Source organism: Pseudomonas iridis (genome assembly GCF_017980685.1).
Lineage (GTDB): Bacteria > Pseudomonadota > Gammaproteobacteria > Pseudomonadales > Pseudomonadaceae > Aquipseudomonas > Aquipseudomonas iridis.
This window is the reverse complement of sequence record NZ_JACXXO010000002.1, coordinates 65,696-84,173: the sequence shown is the minus strand read 5'-3', so window position 1 is coordinate 84,173 and position 18,478 is coordinate 65,696. Positions and strand designations below refer to the sequence as shown.

The window sequence follows — 18,478 nt, the reverse complement described above, 5'->3', positions numbered from 1 at the left end:
TCAGGGAGCGTTCTGCACCCGGTAGTGGCTCACCGTACCGTCGGGCAGCAACACCGTGAGGCTCTCGCCCGGCAGGGTCTGGCCGCGCACTTCACGCGCGGCTTGATCGAAGTTGGCCAGCAATCGAGTGCCGTCCGCGAAGGTTGTCTGCTGCACGCGCCGATCATCGCTCAGCCATTCGAATCCGGTCAGCGCCTGCTTCGCCAGACGCTCATGCAGCGGGCGGAAAAAAAAACGTCCTGCCGCGCCATCAGCGACAGCTGCTGCGCAAGCGTCGCCGCGCTCAGGTGATACAGCGGCGGCACGTTGTAGAGCAACTGCGTGAGCTCATTCGCCGCCCGCACGTTGCTCAGCTTCAGGCTGTCGTACAACCAGTGATGAGTGGTGATGACCGAACCGTGGAACACTGCCTGGTACAGCGGCAAACGGCTGGCCGGATCAAAGTGGATGCGGCGGTACGGTTCTTTGATCGGCACAGGTTTGAAGAACACCGCCGGTTGCTCCGGCGGATACCATTTGCCGACGAAGTATGCAGAGGCAGGATTTTTGCTCATGTCGACATCGCCCCAGCCGATCACGGGCGTCTGCATGCCATGGGCAAACAGCACGCCTTGCGCTGTGGTCGCGTTGCCATCCTCGGAGCCGGTGGGCAGTTGCAAGACCTGATTGATCCAGCGTGACGCCTCGACATTGCTTTCGGCATTTTGCGCTTGCGTCATCGTGGCACCAGGGCGGTAACTGTCGAGCACCATGCCCGTGGCGTAGGCGTCGAGAAACCAACTGTTGAAACCGGCAGCGGCGCTGATGGCGGTGACGCGTTTCTCCAGCAACGGCCGCACGCAACGCGGATCGGTGTAGTGTCCCGACTGCTGGAAACCGGTTTTCAGCGTGCGGTTTTCCAGCACGATGGCGCATTCGGTGTTCGCCATGTCGCCCAGGTGCGCGGTGATCCAGTCCGGGTTTTCGTCCCGGCTCAGGGCGGTCTGGTAGGAGTCATACGGCGCGATCAGATACCCCGCCTTCACCGCTGCGCGAACCACCTCCGGATGCCAGAGTCCGCCCTCCCAACCCTCGCCAAGCCCCAGCCACAAACGCGTCAGCCCTGCGCGGTGCAAACGTTCAAGGGTATCGAGCGACAAGGTGCTGCCCCAGCGCTTGGGATCGGCGGTCAAGGCGCCCGCGAATTCGCCGGCCAGTTGCCCGCGAAGGGCGCCATAACCACTGACCAGTGCCTGCATGTCCGGCACCGCGCGGGCTTGCCAGGTTTTGCGCGCCAGAGTGTTGAGCGCGCGATTGAGACTGCGCAGCAGCACGGTTTTCTGGTAGCGATTGAGCACGGCTTCGCCAGCGAGCGTCTGCAAGGCTTCGTGATCCATCGCGCCGCGCAGCGCACTGGCCAGCGGCGTCTGACTGCGCAGTTTGCCGAGCAGCGCCGGCCAGTTGCGCACATCTTTCGCGCCCAACAGATCGTTGCCCCACAGGTAGACATGGCTGGCACCCAGCAGCTTGCTGGCCTGCGGGGTTTTCTCAAGCTTGCTGCTCAGCGTTTCATAACGGCCGTTATCGATCAGCCATTGCCGGTAGCGCTTGGCCCCCGCCAACGGTTCGGCGTCGCCCAGAAACAGGCTGAACGTCAGCGGCGTCGAGGGTTGCAATGAGGTGAATTGATGCCGCGCGGACAACGCCAGGGTCTGACCATCAGCGCTGAACAGCAGACGATTGTTGTACGGATTGCTCAGCAGCCAATTGAGGCTGAACCCCTCGTGCACTAGGCCCCACAGCGGCAAGCCGAGATCCTGGGTGGTATTGAATGGGCCCTCACCGAGCAGAAATTTCTGCCAGACCTGATCCCCACGCGGCACGTAATGCCCTTCGGCCAGCGGCCAGATCAAGCCTTTGCCCATGGCGCTGCCGGGTTGGCGCAGGAACTCGAATTCACCTGGCTTGCGCGCGGTAATCGAGAACGAAAGGTCGCGCTGATCGAGTTCTACACTGAGGGCCCAGGCGCCATCATCCCATTGCCAGTCGAGGCGATTGCCGCTTCTGACCAATTGACTGACCTTGTGCGCTTCAACCCCTGTCGATGCCTGCACGCTGGCGCGGTCGGCCGGGGTGACCTGCACGGCAAGGGTCGCGGGGTCGATCTGCACCTGCCACAGCGCGTTGGCCAACAGCGTTGCGGCCAGCGTCGAGGGCGACAGGCACAGCCCGAGCATCAGCAGCAGTTGACGCGGCCAGCAAGCAATCGTAGACATCAGGCGTCCCCCTCCAAATGGAGGAGGGACGGTAACGCAATGGACGACGCTTGTAAGTCAGACCCTTCCCAAAGGTGTAACAAGACCGATCAATGTGCCGACGGCGATGAGTCTTTCTTCGGCTCGCGAATCTTGTACCAGGCCACGTACAGCGCCGGCAGAAACAGCAGCGTCAGCAAGGTGGCGATGATGATCCCGCCGATCATCGCGTAAGCCATCGGCCCCCAGAACACTTCGCGGGCAATCGGGATCATGCCCAGGCTCGCCGCCGCAGCGGTCAGCAGGATCGGACGGCGTCGGTGCTCGGTCGCTTTCGCCACCGCATCCCAGGGTTCCAGACCTTCTTTCTCCAGTTCGTCGATCTGCGTGACCAGAATCACCGAGTTGCGGATGATGATGCCGATCAGCGCAAGGATCCCCAGGATCGCCACGAAGCCCATCGGCGTGCCCGTCGGGATCAGCGCCAGCACCACGCCAATCAAGCCGAGGGGCGCAACACTCGCAACCAGGAACAGCTTCTGCACGCTGTGCAACTGGATCATCAGGAACGTCGCCATCAAAAACAGCATCAGCGGCACGACCTTGGCAATCGGCCCCTGGGCCTTGCCGCTTTCCTCGACCGTACCGCCAGTGGCGACCTTGTAGCCCACCGGCAACCCGGCGGCGAATTTGTCGATGTCGGGCTTGAGCTGCTTGACCAGATCGGTCGGCTGAATCTCATCGCGCACCGCTGCTTTGATGGTGATTGTCGGCTTGCGATCGCGACGCCACACCAGCGGCTGCTCCAGCTCATAGCGCACGGTGGCGAAGGCCAGCAGTGGAATCGATGTGCCGCTCGGCGTGACGATCTGCAGGTTTTGCAGGGTCTCCGGCGTACCGCGTTCGGCATCTTCGGCACGACCGACAACGTTGATCAGGTAGATGTCGTCATTGACCTGGGTCACCGGTGAGCCGACGACGATGCTGTTCATCAGGTTGGCGACGTCTTCCGAGGACAAGCCAAGTTGCCGGGCCCTGTCCTGGGCGATGTCGATGCGCAGGACTTTGCCTGGTTCGTTCCAGTCGTAAATGATTTCGCCGATGTGCGAGTTCTTGTCGAGTTCGGTGGCCAGTTCGATCGCGTGCTTGCGCACCTGATCGATGTCCTTGCCGCTGACCCGGTACTGGATCGGCCGCCCTACCGGCGGGCCCATCTCCAGTGCCTGCACGTAACTGCCGATGCCGACGAAGTCTTTGCGCAGACGTTCGCGCAGGCGCTGACTCAAGGCCTCACGCGACTCCAGCCCCTTGCTCACGATGACCAGTTGCGCGTAGTACGGGTTCTGCAATTGCTGGTCGAGGGGCAGGTAGAAACGGATCGCGCCTTCGCCGATGTAGGTGCTCCAGCGCGCGATGTCCGGGTCGTCCTTGAACGTCGCTTCGAGCCTGTCCACAGCCTTGCGGGTTTCGGCCATCGAGGCGTTCTGCGGCAGGTTGAGGTCGACGAGGATTTCCGGGCGGTCCGAAGACGGGAAGAACTGGTTCTGCACAAACTGCATGGAGAATACCGACGCCACGAACAACGCGATGGTGATGCCGATCGCCCACCAGCGGTTGCGCATGGCCCAGAACATGCCGTAGTTGAACGCGCGGCCGACGCGACCCGGTTCAGCGCTGTGCGGTTTGACGTTGGCGCTGAGAATGTGCACGCCGATTACGGGTGCAAACAGCACCGCGACAATCCACGACACCAGCATCGCCACGGCGATCACCGCAAACAGGGTGAAGGTGTACTCACCCGCCGAACTGGCGTTGAGGCCGATCGGTACGAACCCGGCGACGGTCACCAGCGTACCGGTGAGCATCGGGAACGCGGTCGAGGTGTAGGCGTAGGTCGCCGCCTGCTCCTTGGTCTCACCCATTTCCAGGCGCGTGACCATCATCTCCACCGTGATCATCGCGTCGTCCACCAGCAGGCCGAGGGCGATGATCAATGCGCCGAGGGAGATCCGCTGCATGGTGATGCCGCTGTATTCCATGAACACGAAGACCATCGCCAGCACCAGCGGAATCGAGCACGCCACCACCAGACCGGCGCGCACGCCGAGGCTGATGAAGCTCACCACCAGCACGATAATGACCGCTTCGAACAGTGCACTGGTGAAACCGCCGACGGCTTTTTCCACCACGTCGGCCTGGTCGGAAACCGTGTGCACGCCGACGCCCACCGGCAGGTCGGCGGTCAGCGCTTCCATGCGTTGGTGCAGCGCCTTGCCGAATTCCTGAATGTTGCCGCCCTTCTTCATCGCAATCGCGAGGCCGATGGCTTTTTTACCGTCAAAACGAAATTCCGGTGTCGCCGGGTCGACGTAGCCGCGAGTGATGTTGGCGATATCGGCGAGGCGATAGAAGCGGTCGTTAAGGCGCAGGTTGACGTCAGCCAGGTCTTTCTCCGAGGCAAATTGCCCGGAGGTGCGCACGGAAATCCGCTCCGGCCCGGCTTCGATCACGCCCGCCGGGGTCACCGCGTTTTGCGATTGCAGGCTCTGCACCACCTGACGCTGATCAATGCCCAGCGCCGCCAGTTTGCGCGTGGAGAAGTTCAGGTAGAGCACTTCATCCTGCTCGCCAACCATCTCGACCTTGCCCAGCCCCGGCACTTCACGGATCTCGGCACGCACCTGTTCGACGTAATCGCGCAACTGGCGCATCGACAAACCGTCGGCGGTGAAGGCATACACCGAGCCGAACACATCACCGAACTCATCGTTGAACCCCGGCCCTTGCAGGCCTTGGGGGAAGTCGCCACGAATGTCGTTGATCTTCTTGCGCACCTGATACCAGATGTCCGGGATGTCCTTGGCGCTGGTGGTATCGCGCAGGTACACGAACACCGTGGATTCGCCGGGGCGCGTGTAACTTTTCACGTAGTCGAGGGAGTCGAGTTCTTCGAGTTTTTTCTCGATGCGGTCGGTGACCTGTTTGAGGGTTTCCTCTTGCGTCGCACCCGGCCAGCGGGTCTGGATGACCATGGTCTTGATGGTGAACGACGGGTCTTCCTCGCGCCCAAGGTTCATGTATGAGAACACGCCCATCAGCAGCGCGACGAACATCAGGTACCAGACGAACGACTGATGTTTCAGAGCCCATTCGGATAGGTTGAAAGGCCCTTTCATCGTGGACTGTCCTCGTCGATTTTGACTTTCTGCCCCGGTTTGAGGCTGTTCACACCGGCCGTTACCACCCGCTCGCCAGCCTTGACGCCGCCGGACAGCACCACGGTGCTGTCGCTGCGACTGATCAGGGTGACGTCACGTGGCGAGACGGTTTGCGCTTGCGGGTCGAGGACCCAGATCCGTGTTTTGCCGTCGACTTCCTGCAACACGCTGACCGGCAATTCGAGACGCGGCTTGATTGCCGAACTGAGGGTGACGCTGATTGCTGTGCCGAGACGAAAACCGGGTGGCGTGTCGGTAAGCGTCAGGCGTGCACGCCGGGTGCGGGTGGCGCTCTGGGCCTGGGGTTCGATCTCGCGGATGATCGCCGTGGTGTTGATGCTCGGGTCGAGTTGCGCGGCGACCAGAAACACCACATCCGGTGGCAGTTGATCGACCAGGGTATCGGGCAGGTCGATCACCGCTTCCTTGATGTCCGGTTGCGCCAGCGTCACCACTTGCTGGCCGGCGGTAACCACTTGCCCGGCCTCGGCATTCCACGCGGTGACCACGGCTTTGTGATCGGTGCGCAGTTGCACGTAGTCGAGCTGATCCTTGGCCTGGCTCAGCGACGCCTTGGCCTGATCCAGCGAAGCCCTGGTGGTTTTCAGGTCGGTTTGGGCGATGTCCAGTTGCGCCTGCGCACCGACGCCACGGTCGAACAATTGCTGCTGACGACGGGCGTTGGCCTGGGCATTGATGTACTGCGCTTGAATGCGCGCCAGATCCCCTTGGGCGGCGCGCAACTGGTTCTGCTGGTCGGTCGGGTCGAGTGTGGCGAGCAAGGCGCCCTTCTCGACTTCGGCGCCGACATCGACGTTACGGCTGGCGATACGCCCCGGGATACGGAAACCAACGTTGCTTTCGTAGCGTGCCTGAATGCTCCCGGCAAAACGCCCGAGGTCTTCCTGATTGAGGGTTTTCACTTCCACCGACAACACCGGACGCACCGGCTCCGGCGGCGCTTCTTTTTCCGAGCACGCGGCCAGCGCCAGCAACGCTGTGAGCAACAACAGGCGCGTCATGGCTGGGCTCCCACTTGCAGATCCTTGTAAGTGTTTTCGGCAATCTCGACTTTCATGCCCGGATGCAGCAACTGGCCGCCGGCGATGATCACTTTGTCGCCAGCCTTCAAGCCGTCGCTGACGATGACTTTGCCCGTCAGGTAACGCCCGACCGTGACCGTGTGCAGTTGCGCGCGACCCTCGCCGTCGATGATCCACACCGCCGGCTCGCTGAGGTTTTTGGTCAGCGCCGACCACGGCAGCTCCACGGCGGATTGGCCGGGCGTCTTGGCCGTGGCGCTGACCACCGAGCCGAGCTGCATGCCTTCAGGCAGGCTGTCGAGGGTGACTTTGACTTGCACGGTGCCGGTCTGCGCGGATACCGCCGGAGTGATTTCACGCACCGTGCCGGTGGTTTTGATTTTCGGATTATCGAGCAGGCTGACTTCAATCGAGCGATCCGTCGGCGGTCCGGCCAACAACGACTCGTAGACGTTGAACACCGCGTCGCGCTCACCGTCACGGGCCAGGCTGTAGATTGGCACGGTGGCTTGCACGACCTGGCCAACTTCGGCCTGGCGCGCGGTGATGATCCCCGGCGCTTCGGCGATCAGCGAGGTGTAGCTCAGTTGCTCGCGGGCATTGGCCAGTTGTGCCTGAGCGGCCGTCAGCGCGCTCTGGCTGCTGCGCAATTGTGCTTGCGCGGCGTCATATTCGGATTGGCTGGTGTAGCCCTTGGGCAAGAGTTTCTGCTGGCGGACGAAAGCCGCTGCGCTTTGTTTGACCCGCGCCTGCTCGGCTACCACTTGTGCCTGTGCGGAGTCGACGTTGGTCTGCAAATCTTTCGGATCGAGTTTGGCCAGCACCTGTTTGGCGGTGACGCGGTCGCCGACGTCAACCGAACGCTGGATGATCTTGCCGCCGACACGGAACGACAGATCGGTCTGCACCCGCGCCTGGACATCGCCGGTCAGTGTCACCGAAGCCGCGTAATCCGCCGGTTTGACCTCTTGCACGAAGACCCGGGGCAGTTCTTTTTCGACCTGTTTCTTGTCGCCACAGGCGGCCAGCAATGTGAGCAGGCCGAGCACGACCACTGTTTTCAATCCGGGACTCGCCATGCAGACTCCTTCCTGTGTACGAACGTGCAAGTGACGATACGACTGTGAGCTTAGAACAGGGTTCCGCCATTGCGCGCATGATGCTGTATTTACCCCTGTAGGCGCTGCCCCGCGCAAGAACGATCAAGAGAAGGATTTTTATGCTCAGGACCCTCGCGGTGGCCAATTACCGCTCGATCAATAAATTGGTGATCCCGCTGGGTCGGCTGAACCTGATCACCGGCCCCAACGGCAGCGGCAAGTCCAACCTGTACCGCGCGCTGCGCCTGCTGGCGGAAACTGCGCAGGGCGGCGTGGTCAATGCGCTGGCCCGTGAAGGCGGGCTGGATTCGACGTTCTGGGCCGGGCCGGAAACCATCAGTCGCCGGATGCGCAACGGTGAGGTGGCGATCGAGCCGACGGTGCGCCAAGGCGTCAAACGCCTGCGCCTGGGGTTTGCCGGGGAGGATTTCAGTTATTCGATCAGCCTCGGGCTGCCCGATTCCAACGGCCACTTCATGTTGCCGGAGAATCCGCGGCCGATTCCCTCGCGGTTCAGCCTTGATCCGCAAATCAAGCGCGAATGCATCTGGGCTGGCCCTCATTACCGGCCCGCCAGCCTGCTGGTGGACCGTGACGGGCCAATGATCCGTGCCCGCTCCGAGAGAAAATGGGACGTTCTGGCACAACACACACCTAACTTCGACAGCCTGTTCGATCAGGTCGGCAGCCTGCGCAGCTCGCCGGAAGTGTTCCAGATGCGCGAGTTCATCCGCCGCTGGCGCTTCTACGATCACTTTCGCAGCGATGCCGACGCCGCGGTGCGCCAGCCGCAACTGGGTACGCGCACGCCGGTGTTGCATCACGATGGTCGCGATCTGGCAGCGGCGTTGCAGACCATCATCGAAATAGGCGATGCCGACGCGATGCGGGCCGCCATCACCGATGCATTTCCCGGCGCGCGGTTGCACATCGAATCCCAGGCCGGCGGACGCTTTGCCATCGAGTTTTTTCAGGAAGGGTTATTGCGACCATTGTCGGCGGCGGAGCTGTCGGACGGGACGTTGCGTTATCTGCTGCTGGTCGCGGCATTGCTCACGCCACGGCCACCGTCGTTGATGGTGCTCAACGAACCAGAAACCAGTCTGCACCCGGACCTGCTGCCGGCGCTGGCGCGGTTGATTATCAAGGCGTCGCAAGAGTGCCAGGTGTGGGTGGTATCCCATGCTCGGCGGTTGATCTCGGCGTTGCAGGAAGACCCGGAGTGCAATTGCATTGTGCTGGAGAAGACGTTGGGGCAGACCGGCATTGTCGGGCAGCGCGTGCTGGATGAGCCGGCGTGGCATTGGCCTGACTGATTCCGAAACCAAAAAGATCGCGGCCTGCGGCAGCTTCTGGGCTGCCACGAAAACGGTTAAAGCCTATTGGTACCAAGCAAAAACCTGTCCTTGAGTTTGCCGGGAAGGAATAAGAAAGCTATTTTCCTTTTCGCTGTAGGAAGGATCTTTTTTTCACGAAAGCCCTCCAAGGACGAACAGCTTTTGGCCAGACTCCCCCGGCCAACCCCCATAACAAGGAAGAGAACATGGACGTAAAAGTGCCACAGCGACTGGATCCGCAGGAGATTGTGAAATTGTTGATGGCGTTGAGGCGGGCTTTGAAGGCCACAGCGTAAATCAAAAGCCCCTCACCCCAGCCCTCTCCCGGAGGTAGAGGGGGCCGACCGTAGTGTCTTTCGTCAAACATCGACCTGAAAGACCTTATCGATTATGGATTCGACAGAGCCGTGTCAGGTCGGCGTACTACTACAGCATCCCCCAATCAGTCCCCTCTCCCTTTGGGAGAGGGCTAGGGTGAGGGGCTTTTCCAACGCACACACAAAAACGCCGATGCCCATCACTGGCCATCGGCGTTTTCACACCTTGAAGCGCTTCACTCAAGCGTCAGATCAGAACGCCGGCAGAACCGCGCCGTTGTACTTCTTCTCGATGAACGCTTTGACTTCCGGACTGGTCAGGGCTTTGGCCAGTTTCTGAATCGCGTCGCTGTTCTTGTTGTCCTCACGGGCCACCAGGAAGTTCACGTACGGCGAATCAGCGCCTTCGATCACCAGCGCATCCTTGGTCGGATTCAAACCGGCTTCCAGCGCGTAGTTGGTGTTGATCATGTCCAGATCAACTTCCTTCAGAACGCGTGGCAGCAGCGCCGATTCCAGTTCCTTGAACTTGAAGTTGTGCGGGTTCTTGGCGATGTCTTTCGGCGTTGCCAGGGCGTTTTTCGGGTCTTTCAGTTCGATCAGGCCAGCCTTCTGCAGCAGGATCAGTGCGCGGCCGCTGTTGCTGCCTTCGTTCGGGATGGCGATGGTTGCGCCGTCCGGCAATTCAGCCAGGGTTTTGTACTTGCTCGAGTAACCACCGAACGGTTCAACGTGCACGCCTTGCACGGTCACCAGGTACTTGGACTTGTCGTCCTTGTATTTGCCGGCGTTGAAGCTGTCCAGGTAAGGCTTGGTCTGGAAGTAGTTGGCATCCAGACGCTTCTCGCCAACCTGTACGTTCGGCTGAACGTAGTCGGTGAAGACTTTGACTTCCAGATCCACGCCTTCTTTGGCGAGGGTCGGCTTGATCAGCTCAAGAATTTCAGCGTGCGGCACCGGGGTCGCCGCGACGACCAGTTTCTCGCCAGCCTGGGCCAGGGAAGCAGTCAGAGCAGCCGCCAATGCGGTAAACAACAGAACCTTTTTCATGCAGTGTCCTTATCGAAAATCACGATCGCTCATGGCGACGGCTATTAATACGTGTGCCAGTGGAATGCTATCGCTGGCGTGGGTCGGACAATACCCGGATTTTTTATTCCCGGACAATAACGTTTATTCAGCTTCATATTCCATTTTGTTCATGTTGAACGAAGCGGTTACAGCCGCTCGCTCCAGCTAAACAGCAGTTTTTTCAACGCTTTACGCTCATCGACACTGCCACCGATGTTGATTTGCGTCACCAGCCGTTCGATCTGAAGCTGCGGCGCAGACGCCTCGGGCAGGTTCAGGTGCTCCGGCAAAATCTCGTCGCCCGTGCTCACCAGCAACGCAAAATGAATGACGTTTTCCAGCTCACGGGTGTTGCCCGGCCAACTGTGTTGCTCCAAAACGTGTTGGGCCGCTTCGCTGATCAACGGCACCGGCAGATCCAGACGCTGGCTGTAGATGCCTAAAAAGTACTCCGCCAGCGACAGGATATCGCCGGTGCGTGCGCGCAGGGCCGGCAACTCGAGGTGGCCCTCGCTGAGGTAGTGATAAAGCCGCTCGTGGAATTTCCCGGCGTCCACCGCTTGCGCCAGATCAATGCTGGTGGCCGCGACCAGGCGAACATCCACCGGGCTCGGCTGATGGGCGCCGATGCGGGTGACTTCGTGATTTTCCAGAGCGGCAAGCAATTTGATCTGAATCGGCAGCGGCAAGTCGCCAATTTCATCGAGGTACAAGGTGCCGCCGTTGGCCGAGCCGAACCAGCCTGCGCGACTGCTCGCCGAGCCGGCATAACTGCCGGCGGCGTAGCCGAACAGCTCGGCCTCGGCGTAGGTCGGGCTGATCGCGCCGCAATTGACCGAGACGAACAGACCGCTGCGATCACTGGCGCGGTGGATGTGCCGGGCGAGCAGTTCCTTACCGGTACCGGTTTCGCCACGGATCAACACTGATATTGATCGTGGCGCTAACTGCTCAAGCTCTTCACGCAACTGACGCGAGCGCGGATCGACGAACACCAGCGCTTTGGCGCGAATGCTCAAGGGGCTTTTTTCCGCGTCGGGAAAGGTCAGCAACGGCTGACCGAAAGATTCGAAACTCATGACAGACTCCCGCCCAGAACCGCCGGCAGACGGGGGCGTTTAACGGAATAAAAAATCAGGCACGACGTCGGCCATGCTGTTCCATGCGGTTTTGCAGGCGATAGAGGTAGGCAAAACCCTGCTCCCAGCGCTGATGCCCGGACTTCACATTGATATGCCCGGCACCGGCCAGAATCCCCGCCTCGGCGCCCCAGTTGCGTGCCAGTTCCAGAGCACGCGGCGCACTGACGGCGGCGTCGTTGTCGGAGCTGACAACCTGGCTCGGGAACGGCAGCAGATCGCTCGGGATCGGTGCGAAATTGCGCAGCGCCGGTGCGCAAGCCGGGCGCTCGACATCCGCCGGCGCAACCAGCAAGGCGCCGCGTACCTGACGCAGGTATTGCAGCGGCGCGGTCGCCGCCCAATGGGCGACGGTGATGCAGCCGAGGCTGTGCGCGATGAGGATGACCGGCGTGCTGTCGGCGGCAATCGCCTCGGCCAGCGCCGCGACCCAGTCTTCACGGCGCGGGGTCAGCCAGTCGGCCTGCTCCACCCGCGCGCTGTTCGGCAAGCTTTTCTGCCAGTGAGTTTGCCAATGATCTTCTGGCGATCCTTGCCAGCCCGGCACAATCAGGTAGCGAATTGATTCGTTGCGCATGGGGGAACTCTCCTGCGTGTCTGTTCCTGACCGAGTATAGGGAGGGGATATATATTCGTTAAGGAATAAGAAGCTATGTATTAATACCTTAATTGCATATACGTTTCCCGGAACGCTTTAGATCAACGACCCTCACCCTAGCCCTCTCCCAGAGGGAGAGGGGACTGATTGGGGGATGCTGTTTAGCTCTACCGACCTGAAATACCGCGCTGAATCCAGACGTTGGATTCGCGGCAATCTTTCAGGTCGATGAAGCTCCTGAGGTCTTTATGGTCGGTCCCCTCTCCCTCCGGGAGAGGGCTAGGGTGAGGGGCTTCTGCCCTAAATCCAGAAATAAAAAAGGGCCGCACCCTGCCAAGGAGACGGCCCCGGAAAATCGTAAATGCTGTTAAACCGACCAGCCGCCAGCTAACCGCGCCAGATCGACTCCTGTGCAGATAGCGGTAGCCTCATGATGTATTTCCTCGTGTAACCATTTCGCGCGAATTTGGTTTCGGTTTGATGAATTTTGAAATCGACGGGCACGCTGACCCAGCCGACCTAGATGACATCAGCCTGCTTGCCCGCCACATGCATCCGCAAGTAACTCGGGCGAACACGCCGAAGCTGACTACACTGAAAATTGCGCTATCGAATACCTCGATGAGGAACGCGAGAAATTCTGGCGTTTGCATTTTTCGCACATCACACCGCACTGCCAGAACCAGTAACCGTACTCATTTCATACCACACCTTGTACAGTACGAAATCGATTCTCGATGCCCTCCGTTTGGCGCCCTTTCAGGCCAGCAAACACTCCGTATTCACGAGCCGCGACACAGCAGCGTTATCACCTGGAAAGTGATCTGGGCAGATTCATGGTCTGTAAGGAGGGGGGGGATTTGAGTGCTTCGCCATTGCGGCAGGATTGAAGTTGCCTGTGCTATAGCTATCGCAGGCAAGCCAGCCCACCAGAAGGCGATGTAGTTCAAAAATTTCACGAACCACACAAAACCTGTGGGAGCTGGCTTGCCAGCGAAAAGGCCCTTGAATTCAGCGATCAGGCCCGGGCTGTACGCGCTTCTTCACTCACCACTTCATCCCGGCGCACAAAGCGGTTCGCCCGCCCGAACGTGCCGAAATCATTAAACCGCACGCCCATCTCGCGCATCACCTTATGCGCCACCGGCACGGTCATCTGGCGAATGTAAAACGGCTCCTTCACCACAAAATGATGAATGCCGTGGCTGCTGCCGAAGTTGAAGCAGAACGCCTGCAACGGCCACAGCCACCAAGGGTTCAACACCTGACATTGCTGCATCACATTGCCCGGCTCGACATCCCCGTAGTAATGCATGTTCGAACTGATGAAGTGCAGGCAGAACGTGCGCAAAACGTTCGGGCCAATGATCACCACAGCCGCGATATCGATCACCTGCATTACCGAAAGTGTGGTTGCCGACCACTCAATTGGCGCGCCCAACAGAGAGGCGATGCCGTTGGCCGCATGAAAGCCGAGAAACACATACCAGGCGCCCCAATGCAGCAGCGCCAGCGGCGCGTAGACCTTGAAAACCCGTTTCAGAATGCTCCACTTATGCGCCCAGGTCGGCGCCCGCAACAAGCGGATGAACGCCGACATCATGTTGTCACCGACCATCAGCAACCGCGCAAAACCCCATGGTTCGCCGTTGGTGATCGCGCGCTCTTCCATATCGGTTTCAGTGCCGGAGACTTTGTGGTGATTGAGGTGCAGATGCCGGCGGATCCACGGATTGATCGTGCTCGGTCGTGCCAGCCAGACCAGGCCCATCATCAGGTTATGCGGCACGCGTTGCTTGCGGAAATACATGCTGTGGATCAGGTCATGCTCCAGCTCATGGGTCAACGACGCGAAGAACGCGTTGAGCAGCAGGCACACCCACCAGGCCATGTGGCCAGTGATGTAAAGCGCCGCCGAACCGATCATCCCGGCCAGCGCAAACGCCAGAATTCCCGCACCCAGCGCATCCTGATGCTTGAGAATCGGGTAGCGCTCGCGCAATTCCATGCCTCTAGCCAGCACCACTTGCCGAATATGCGCTGATCGCTGCGCCGCATTGTGTTGCTGGGGGCTTGCAGAAGTACCGTCCATGCTTCCATCCTCGGGTTTAAGATGTTCGTATCTTGCGTCGTGATGTTTGCAATGACGGTAGCCGAGAACGCCAACCTGTTGACCGGAAGCGCCAATCAGCATGAAGGAACCGACCTCCCTCGCCAGTTGGACCCGTGCCCTGCGCAAGCAACTCGACGCGCTGGGGCTGGACAGTACTGACCTGTGCCAACAGGCCGGGCTCGATCCGCAACTGATGGACGACCCCAACGCCCGTTATCCCCTGTCCGCGACCACGCGCCTGTGGCAGCTAGCGGTGCAGGTCAGCGGCGACCCGGCGATTGGTTTGCGCGTGTCGCGGTTCGTCAGCCCGACAACGTTCCACGCGTTCGGATACGCGCTGGTGGCCAGTGGCAGTTTGCGCGAAGTGTTCGAGCGTATCGCGCGCTATCACCCGGTGGTCAGCGATGCACTTGAGCTGGACCTGAGCCGCACCAACGACCGCTATCTGTTCCGTCTGAAAATTCCCGCAGGCAATCCAGCGCCAGCCTTCGAAGCCATTGATGCCTTCGCTGCGATCTACGTGCGCACCTGCCGCAATCGCCTTGGCCGCGACTACGCGCCGCTGGCCGTTTACCTGCGTCGCCCGGAACCGCTCGATGTCCACCAATGGCACAAAGTCTTCCGCGCCCCGGTGCATTTCGCCTCCGCCGAAGATCGCCTGGAGTTCGCCCTCAGCGACTTCGACAGCCACCTCGACGACGCCAACCCCGAACTGGCGGAACACAACGAAGCTGTACTCAAGCGCACCATGGCCCAGCTCAAACCGCTGACCTGGGAGCGCAAAGTGCGCGACGCCATCGAAGAACAACTGCCCGAAGGTGAGCCCAGCGCCGAACGCATCGCCCAAGCCTTGCACCTGAGCCTGCGCAGCCTGCAACGGCACTTGGCAGATGAAGGCTGCCGCTTTGACACGCTGCTCAACGAAAGCCGCGAAAACCTCGCGCTGCTGCACCTGCGTGATCCGCACTGTTCATTGAGTGAAGTCAGTTATCTGCTGGGGTTTGCCGACACCAGCAGTTTCAGCCGCGCGTTCAAACGCTGGACGGGGATGACACCGGGGCAGTTTCGGGATCAGTTGCGCTGACTGAACCTGAGTGTTGAATCGTCAGTTCCAGCCCCTTCGCGAGCAGGCTCGCTCCCACAGGGAACCGCATTCCAAATGTGGGAGCGGGCCTGCTCGCGAAGAGGTCGTCTAATTCACCACAAACCCAAGCTCAAACACAGTCCCCGTCGCATCACTGCTCACCCGCACCTGACCACCATGCAATTGCATGATCGACTGCACGATCGCCAGACCTAACCCGCCGGAATCACCCGGTTCGGCACGGGCCGGGTCGACGCGGTAGAAGCGGTCGAACAGTTTGCCCAGATGTTCGGGCGCGATGGCCGGGCCGTAGTTGTTCACCTGCAACCAGCACATGCCCGGCTCATCGCGCTGGCGCAAGCTGATGACCGAGCCGACGTCAGCGTGGCGCACCGCGTTGGCCAACAGGTTGCCGAGGGCGCGTTGCAGCAGTTGCTGGTCGGCAAACAATTGCCCACTGAACGTGTTTCTCAAGTGAATCCCACGATCGTCGGCCAGGGCTTCGAAGTAATCACACAGCTCATTGCCGATGTCAGCCAGATCCAGCTTACGTAAGTCGAGCGCACGCTCCGCCTGTTCGGCCCGGGCGAGGAACATCAGGTTTTCCGCCATACGTTTGAGCCGTTCGAACTCTTCCATGTTCGAGGCCAGCAATTCCTGATACTCCGCCGTGCTGCGCGAGTGATTCAGCGCCTGGCCATTACTGGCGAGCAAGGTATGCAGCGGGGTGCGAATTTCGTGAGCGAGGTCGGCGGAAAATTGCGACAGGCGCTGGAAGCTGTCCTCCAGCCGCGCAAGCATGGCGTTCAGCGCGTTTACCGGCTCAAGCAGTTCCACCGGCGTGCCAACGGCAGGCAGACGCTGATCAAGGCTGCGCAGGTCAATGCCGCGCACCGCTTCGCTCAATTGCCGTAAAGGTTGCAGGCCACGGCGCAGTAGCACCAGCCCCAACGCAAACGCCAGCAACGCACCCAGCCCGATCGCGACGTACAGCCGCATCCGATAGCTGGCGAGCATCTGCTCGCGTTCGCTTAGTACTTTACCGGCAATCACGGTTAGCGATTCGCCGTTCGGCCCCTGAGCTTCGCCGGACAGCAGCGCCACTTCGGCACCGTCGGGCGCCTGCCAGGTCATCACGTCGCGACGTTGCGGCGGCTGATCGCGCGCGATTGAGTTCAGCGCGGGAAGCGTTCGCTGGCGCGGGTTGATCGCGATCACATTTGATCCATCCGCGCGGCGCACCAGCAGCAAACTGTCGAGATTACCGAGCATGTTCTGATACAGCCGCGGCCGCGCCTGCAACGCGTCGAGGCTGTCGCTGTCGGCGAGCAAGGCACGCACCTGTTCCAGTCGCCCGAGCAACGCCAGGTCATCGCGGTAGGCGATTTCAGCGGCGAGGGAGCGGTAGAGAAACACGCCAATCGCGCCCAATACCAAAGCGCAGACCATCGCGAACGCCAGCGCCAGGCGCCAGGCAATCGACCTAGAGCGCATCGTCTGGCGCTTCCAGCTGATACCCGACGCCGCGCACGGTGTGGATCAGTTTCGGCATAAACGGATCATCGACTTTCGAGCGCAGACGCCTTACCGCGACTTCGACCATATTGGTGTCGCTGTCGAAATTCAGGTTCCACACCTGAGAGGCGATCAGTGTGCGCGACAGCACTTCGCCCTGGCGGCTGGCGAGCAATTGCAACAACGCGAATTCCTTGTTGGTCAGGGCAATGCGCTGACCGCCGCGACTGACGCGACGGCGTAAAACGTCAATCTCCAGATCGGCAATGCTGTACGACTCGGCTTCGCGCATTGGTCCGCGACGTAACAGGGTGCGTACGCGCGCGAGCAGTTCGGCGAAGGCGAACGGCTTGAGCAGATAATCATCTGCGCCGAGTTCGAGGCCGCGCACGCGATCTTCAATGGCGTCCTTGGCGGTGAGGAACAGCACTGGCGTGGCGCCGCGCTGACGGATCAGTTGCAGCAATTGCCAGCCATTGAGGCCCGGCAGCATCACGTCGAGGATGATCAGATCGTACTCCTGCTGCTCGATGAAATAGCGGCCATCAAGGCCATTGAGCGCCACGTCCACGGCAAAACCCGACTCGCCCAGCCCCTTGGCGAGGAAATTCGCGGTTTTGGCTTCATCTTCTACGACCAGCAAACGCATGGCACACCTCGATTATTCAGACGCACAGGCTAGGCGCCTTCGGCCTCGTTGCCCATTACAAACTTGTAATCCGACTGACGGCGTTCTGACGAAGTCCGGCGGCTAAGGTGATGGCCTTCGCTTCCGGAGCCTTTTTATGAACGTCAAATACCTCGTTGCGAGCCTGGCCATCGGCCTCAGCGCCAGCGTTTTCGCCAGCCCTGAACTGCCGCGCCACGCCGACCTCGATCTGAAAACTGCGCGCCTGCTGGCCGACACGGCAATGAGCAGCTGCACCGGCACGGTGTCGGTACTCGATCGGGGCGGCAACTTGCTGGTGACCCTGCGCGGCGACGGTGTCGGCCCGCACAACACCGCTGCCAGCCAGCGCAAGGCCTACACCGCGTTGTCGACAAAAACCCCAACCCGCCTGTTCGCCGAGCGCGCCCGCAGCAATCCGGAAACCGTCAACCTCAACACCCTCGACGAATTGCTGTTGCTTGGCGGCGGCATTCCATTGTTCGCAGGCGATGAGCTGGTTGGCGCCATGGGCGTGGCTGGATCCGGCGGCGGTGAGCAAGACGAAAACTGTGCAACCCGGGCCGCTGACAAAGCTGGCCTGTCCATCACCCGTTCCTGATAAGGAGATTCACCATGACGACTTTGCGCATGACCTTCGCTGCGCTGGGCCTCAGCGCGTTTTCCAGCCTGGCACTCGCCGCTGGCAATCCGCTCAGCGTGCACGTACTCAACCTGGAAAACGGCCTGCCCTCGCCGGGCGTCAACGTGACCCTGGAAAAACACGTTGGCCAGAACTGGCAGCCATTGGCCGAAGGCACTACCAATGAGCAGGGGCGCATTGCCGAACTGTTCCCGGCCAAACAGCCATTTGAAGCGGGCGAATACCGGGTGGTGTTCAAGACTGGCGAGTACTTCAAGAAGACCAGACACGACACGTTCTTTCCGGAAATTCCGGTGATTTTCGAAGTGAAGCAGACCGATCAGCATTACCACATCCCGCTCCTGCTGAGCCCGTACGGCTTCTCGACCTATCGCGGTTCCTGAAATCAACACGGACCAA

At 60.6% G+C, this 18,478-nt stretch carries 13 protein-coding genes and 1 pseudogene; 4 read left to right on the top strand and 10 right to left on the bottom strand.

Going from position 1 to position 18,478, the window contains the following annotated elements; all coding sequences use genetic code 11:
• From IEQ42_RS05260 to IEQ42_RS05245, 4 genes and pseudogenes are all read right to left on the bottom strand, one after another.
• Positions 1–2,255: pseudogene (locus IEQ42_RS05260) on the bottom strand (glycoside hydrolase).
• Positions 2,256–2,344: 89 nt separating this feature from the next.
• On the bottom strand, positions 2,345–5,410 hold the full coding sequence (locus IEQ42_RS05255; protein WP_210702794.1) for an efflux RND transporter permease subunit: 3,066 nt from the start codon (positions 5,408–5,410) through the stop codon (positions 2,345–2,347).
• Positions 5,407–6,474 (bottom strand): efflux RND transporter periplasmic adaptor subunit, encoded by a 1,068-nt coding sequence (locus tag IEQ42_RS05250; RefSeq protein ID WP_210702793.1) that lies wholly within the window; start codon positions 6,472–6,474, stop codon positions 5,407–5,409. The genes IEQ42_RS05255 and IEQ42_RS05250 overlap by 4 nt, the downstream gene beginning before the upstream one ends.
• A complete protein-coding gene (locus tag IEQ42_RS05245) occupies positions 6,471–7,574 on the bottom strand; it encodes an efflux RND transporter periplasmic adaptor subunit (protein WP_042557108.1) in 1,104 nt (367 codons plus the stop codon). Before IEQ42_RS05245 ends, IEQ42_RS05250 begins: the two co-directional genes overlap by 4 nt.
• Before the next feature lie 140 nt (positions 7,575–7,714).
• On the opposite strand from IEQ42_RS05245, the gene IEQ42_RS05240 reads away from it, so the two are divergent.
• Positions 7,715–8,911, top strand: a complete 1,197-nt coding sequence (locus tag IEQ42_RS05240; protein WP_150596759.1) for an AAA family ATPase — start codon at positions 7,715–7,717, stop codon at positions 8,909–8,911.
• A 590-nt stretch (positions 8,912–9,501) separates the two neighbouring features.
• Here IEQ42_RS05240 and IEQ42_RS05235 read toward each other — a convergent pair.
• From IEQ42_RS05235 to IEQ42_RS05220, 4 genes are all read right to left on the bottom strand, one after another.
• The gene (locus IEQ42_RS05235; RefSeq protein WP_150593809.1) at positions 9,502–10,299 is read right to left on the bottom strand and encodes a MetQ/NlpA family ABC transporter substrate-binding protein; all 798 of its coding nucleotides are present in this window, start codon (positions 10,297–10,299) and stop codon (positions 9,502–9,504) included.
• A gap of 167 nt (positions 10,300–10,466) precedes the next feature.
• A complete protein-coding gene (locus tag IEQ42_RS05230; protein ID WP_210702792.1) occupies positions 10,467–11,399 on the bottom strand; it encodes a sigma 54-interacting transcriptional regulator in 933 nt (310 codons plus the stop codon).
• 55 nt (positions 11,400–11,454) lie between these two features.
• Positions 11,455–12,036 carry an alpha/beta hydrolase gene (locus tag IEQ42_RS05225; protein WP_210702791.1) on the bottom strand — a complete coding sequence of 194 codons (582 nt, stop codon included), beginning with the start codon at positions 12,034–12,036 and terminating at the stop codon, positions 11,455–11,457.
• A 1,039-nt stretch (positions 12,037–13,075) separates the two neighbouring features.
• The gene (locus tag IEQ42_RS05220) at positions 13,076–14,149 is read right to left on the bottom strand and encodes a fatty acid desaturase (RefSeq protein ID WP_210702790.1); all 1,074 of its coding nucleotides are present in this window, start codon (positions 14,147–14,149) and stop codon (positions 13,076–13,078) included.
• 100 nt (positions 14,150–14,249) lie between these two features.
• Between IEQ42_RS05220 and IEQ42_RS05215 the strand changes: the two genes are divergently transcribed.
• Complete coding sequence (locus IEQ42_RS05215) at positions 14,250–15,254, top strand: AraC family transcriptional regulator (RefSeq protein WP_210702789.1); 1,005 nt, start codon at positions 14,250–14,252, stop codon at positions 15,252–15,254.
• Positions 15,255–15,362: 108 nt separating this feature from the next.
• Here IEQ42_RS05215 and IEQ42_RS05210 read toward each other — a convergent pair whose 3' ends face one another.
• Both IEQ42_RS05210 and IEQ42_RS05205 read right to left on the bottom strand, forming a co-directional pair.
• Positions 15,363–16,748, bottom strand: a complete 1,386-nt coding sequence (locus tag IEQ42_RS05210) for a heavy metal sensor histidine kinase (RefSeq protein WP_210702788.1) — start codon at positions 16,746–16,748, stop codon at positions 15,363–15,365.
• Positions 16,738–17,418, bottom strand: coding sequence for a heavy metal response regulator transcription factor (locus IEQ42_RS05205; RefSeq protein ID WP_042557086.1), 681 nt, complete (start codon positions 17,416–17,418; stop codon positions 16,738–16,740). The genes IEQ42_RS05210 and IEQ42_RS05205 overlap by 11 nt, the downstream gene beginning before the upstream one ends.
• A 136-nt stretch (positions 17,419–17,554) precedes the next feature.
• Here IEQ42_RS05205 and IEQ42_RS05200 point away from each other — a divergent pair, with 136 nt between their 5' ends.
• Together IEQ42_RS05200 and uraH are read left to right on the top strand one after the other, a co-directional pair.
• Positions 17,555–18,037, top strand: a complete 483-nt coding sequence (locus tag IEQ42_RS05200) for a GlcG/HbpS family heme-binding protein (protein ID WP_210702787.1) — start codon at positions 17,555–17,557, stop codon at positions 18,035–18,037.
• A gap of 14 nt (positions 18,038–18,051) precedes the next feature.
• Complete coding sequence (uraH, locus tag IEQ42_RS05195; protein ID WP_150593801.1) at positions 18,052–18,462, top strand: hydroxyisourate hydrolase; 411 nt, start codon at positions 18,052–18,054, stop codon at positions 18,460–18,462.
• Positions 18,463–18,478: the final 16 nt, after the last annotated feature.

Coding starts and splice junctions, on each gene's coding strand:
- IEQ42_RS05255 (WP_210702794.1), bottom strand. CDS start 5,410: ATGAAAGGGCCTTTCAACCTATCCGAATGGGCTCTGAAACATCAGTCG.
- IEQ42_RS05250 (WP_210702793.1), bottom strand. CDS start 6,474: ATGACGCGCCTGTTGTTGCTCACAGCGTTGCTGGCGCTGGCCGCGTGC.
- IEQ42_RS05245 (WP_042557108.1), bottom strand. CDS start 7,574: ATGGCGAGTCCCGGATTGAAAACAGTGGTCGTGCTCGGCCTGCTCACA.
- IEQ42_RS05240 (WP_150596759.1), top strand. CDS start 7,715: ATGCTCAGGACCCTCGCGGTGGCCAATTACCGCTCGATCAATAAATTG.
- IEQ42_RS05235 (WP_150593809.1), bottom strand. CDS start 10,299: ATGAAAAAGGTTCTGTTGTTTACCGCATTGGCGGCTGCTCTGACTGCT.
- IEQ42_RS05230 (WP_210702792.1), bottom strand. CDS start 11,399: ATGAGTTTCGAATCTTTCGGTCAGCCGTTGCTGACCTTTCCCGACGCG.
- IEQ42_RS05225 (WP_210702791.1), bottom strand. CDS start 12,036: ATGCGCAACGAATCAATTCGCTACCTGATTGTGCCGGGCTGGCAAGGA.
- IEQ42_RS05220 (WP_210702790.1), bottom strand. CDS start 14,149: ATGGACGGTACTTCTGCAAGCCCCCAGCAACACAATGCGGCGCAGCGA.
- IEQ42_RS05215 (WP_210702789.1), top strand. CDS start 14,250: ATGAAGGAACCGACCTCCCTCGCCAGTTGGACCCGTGCCCTGCGCAAG.
- IEQ42_RS05210 (WP_210702788.1), bottom strand. CDS start 16,748: ATGCGCTCTAGGTCGATTGCCTGGCGCCTGGCGCTGGCGTTCGCGATG.
- IEQ42_RS05205 (WP_042557086.1), bottom strand. CDS start 17,418: ATGCGTTTGCTGGTCGTAGAAGATGAAGCCAAAACCGCGAATTTCCTC.
- IEQ42_RS05200 (WP_210702787.1), top strand. CDS start 17,555: ATGAACGTCAAATACCTCGTTGCGAGCCTGGCCATCGGCCTCAGCGCC.
- uraH (WP_150593801.1), top strand. CDS start 18,052: ATGACGACTTTGCGCATGACCTTCGCTGCGCTGGGCCTCAGCGCGTTT.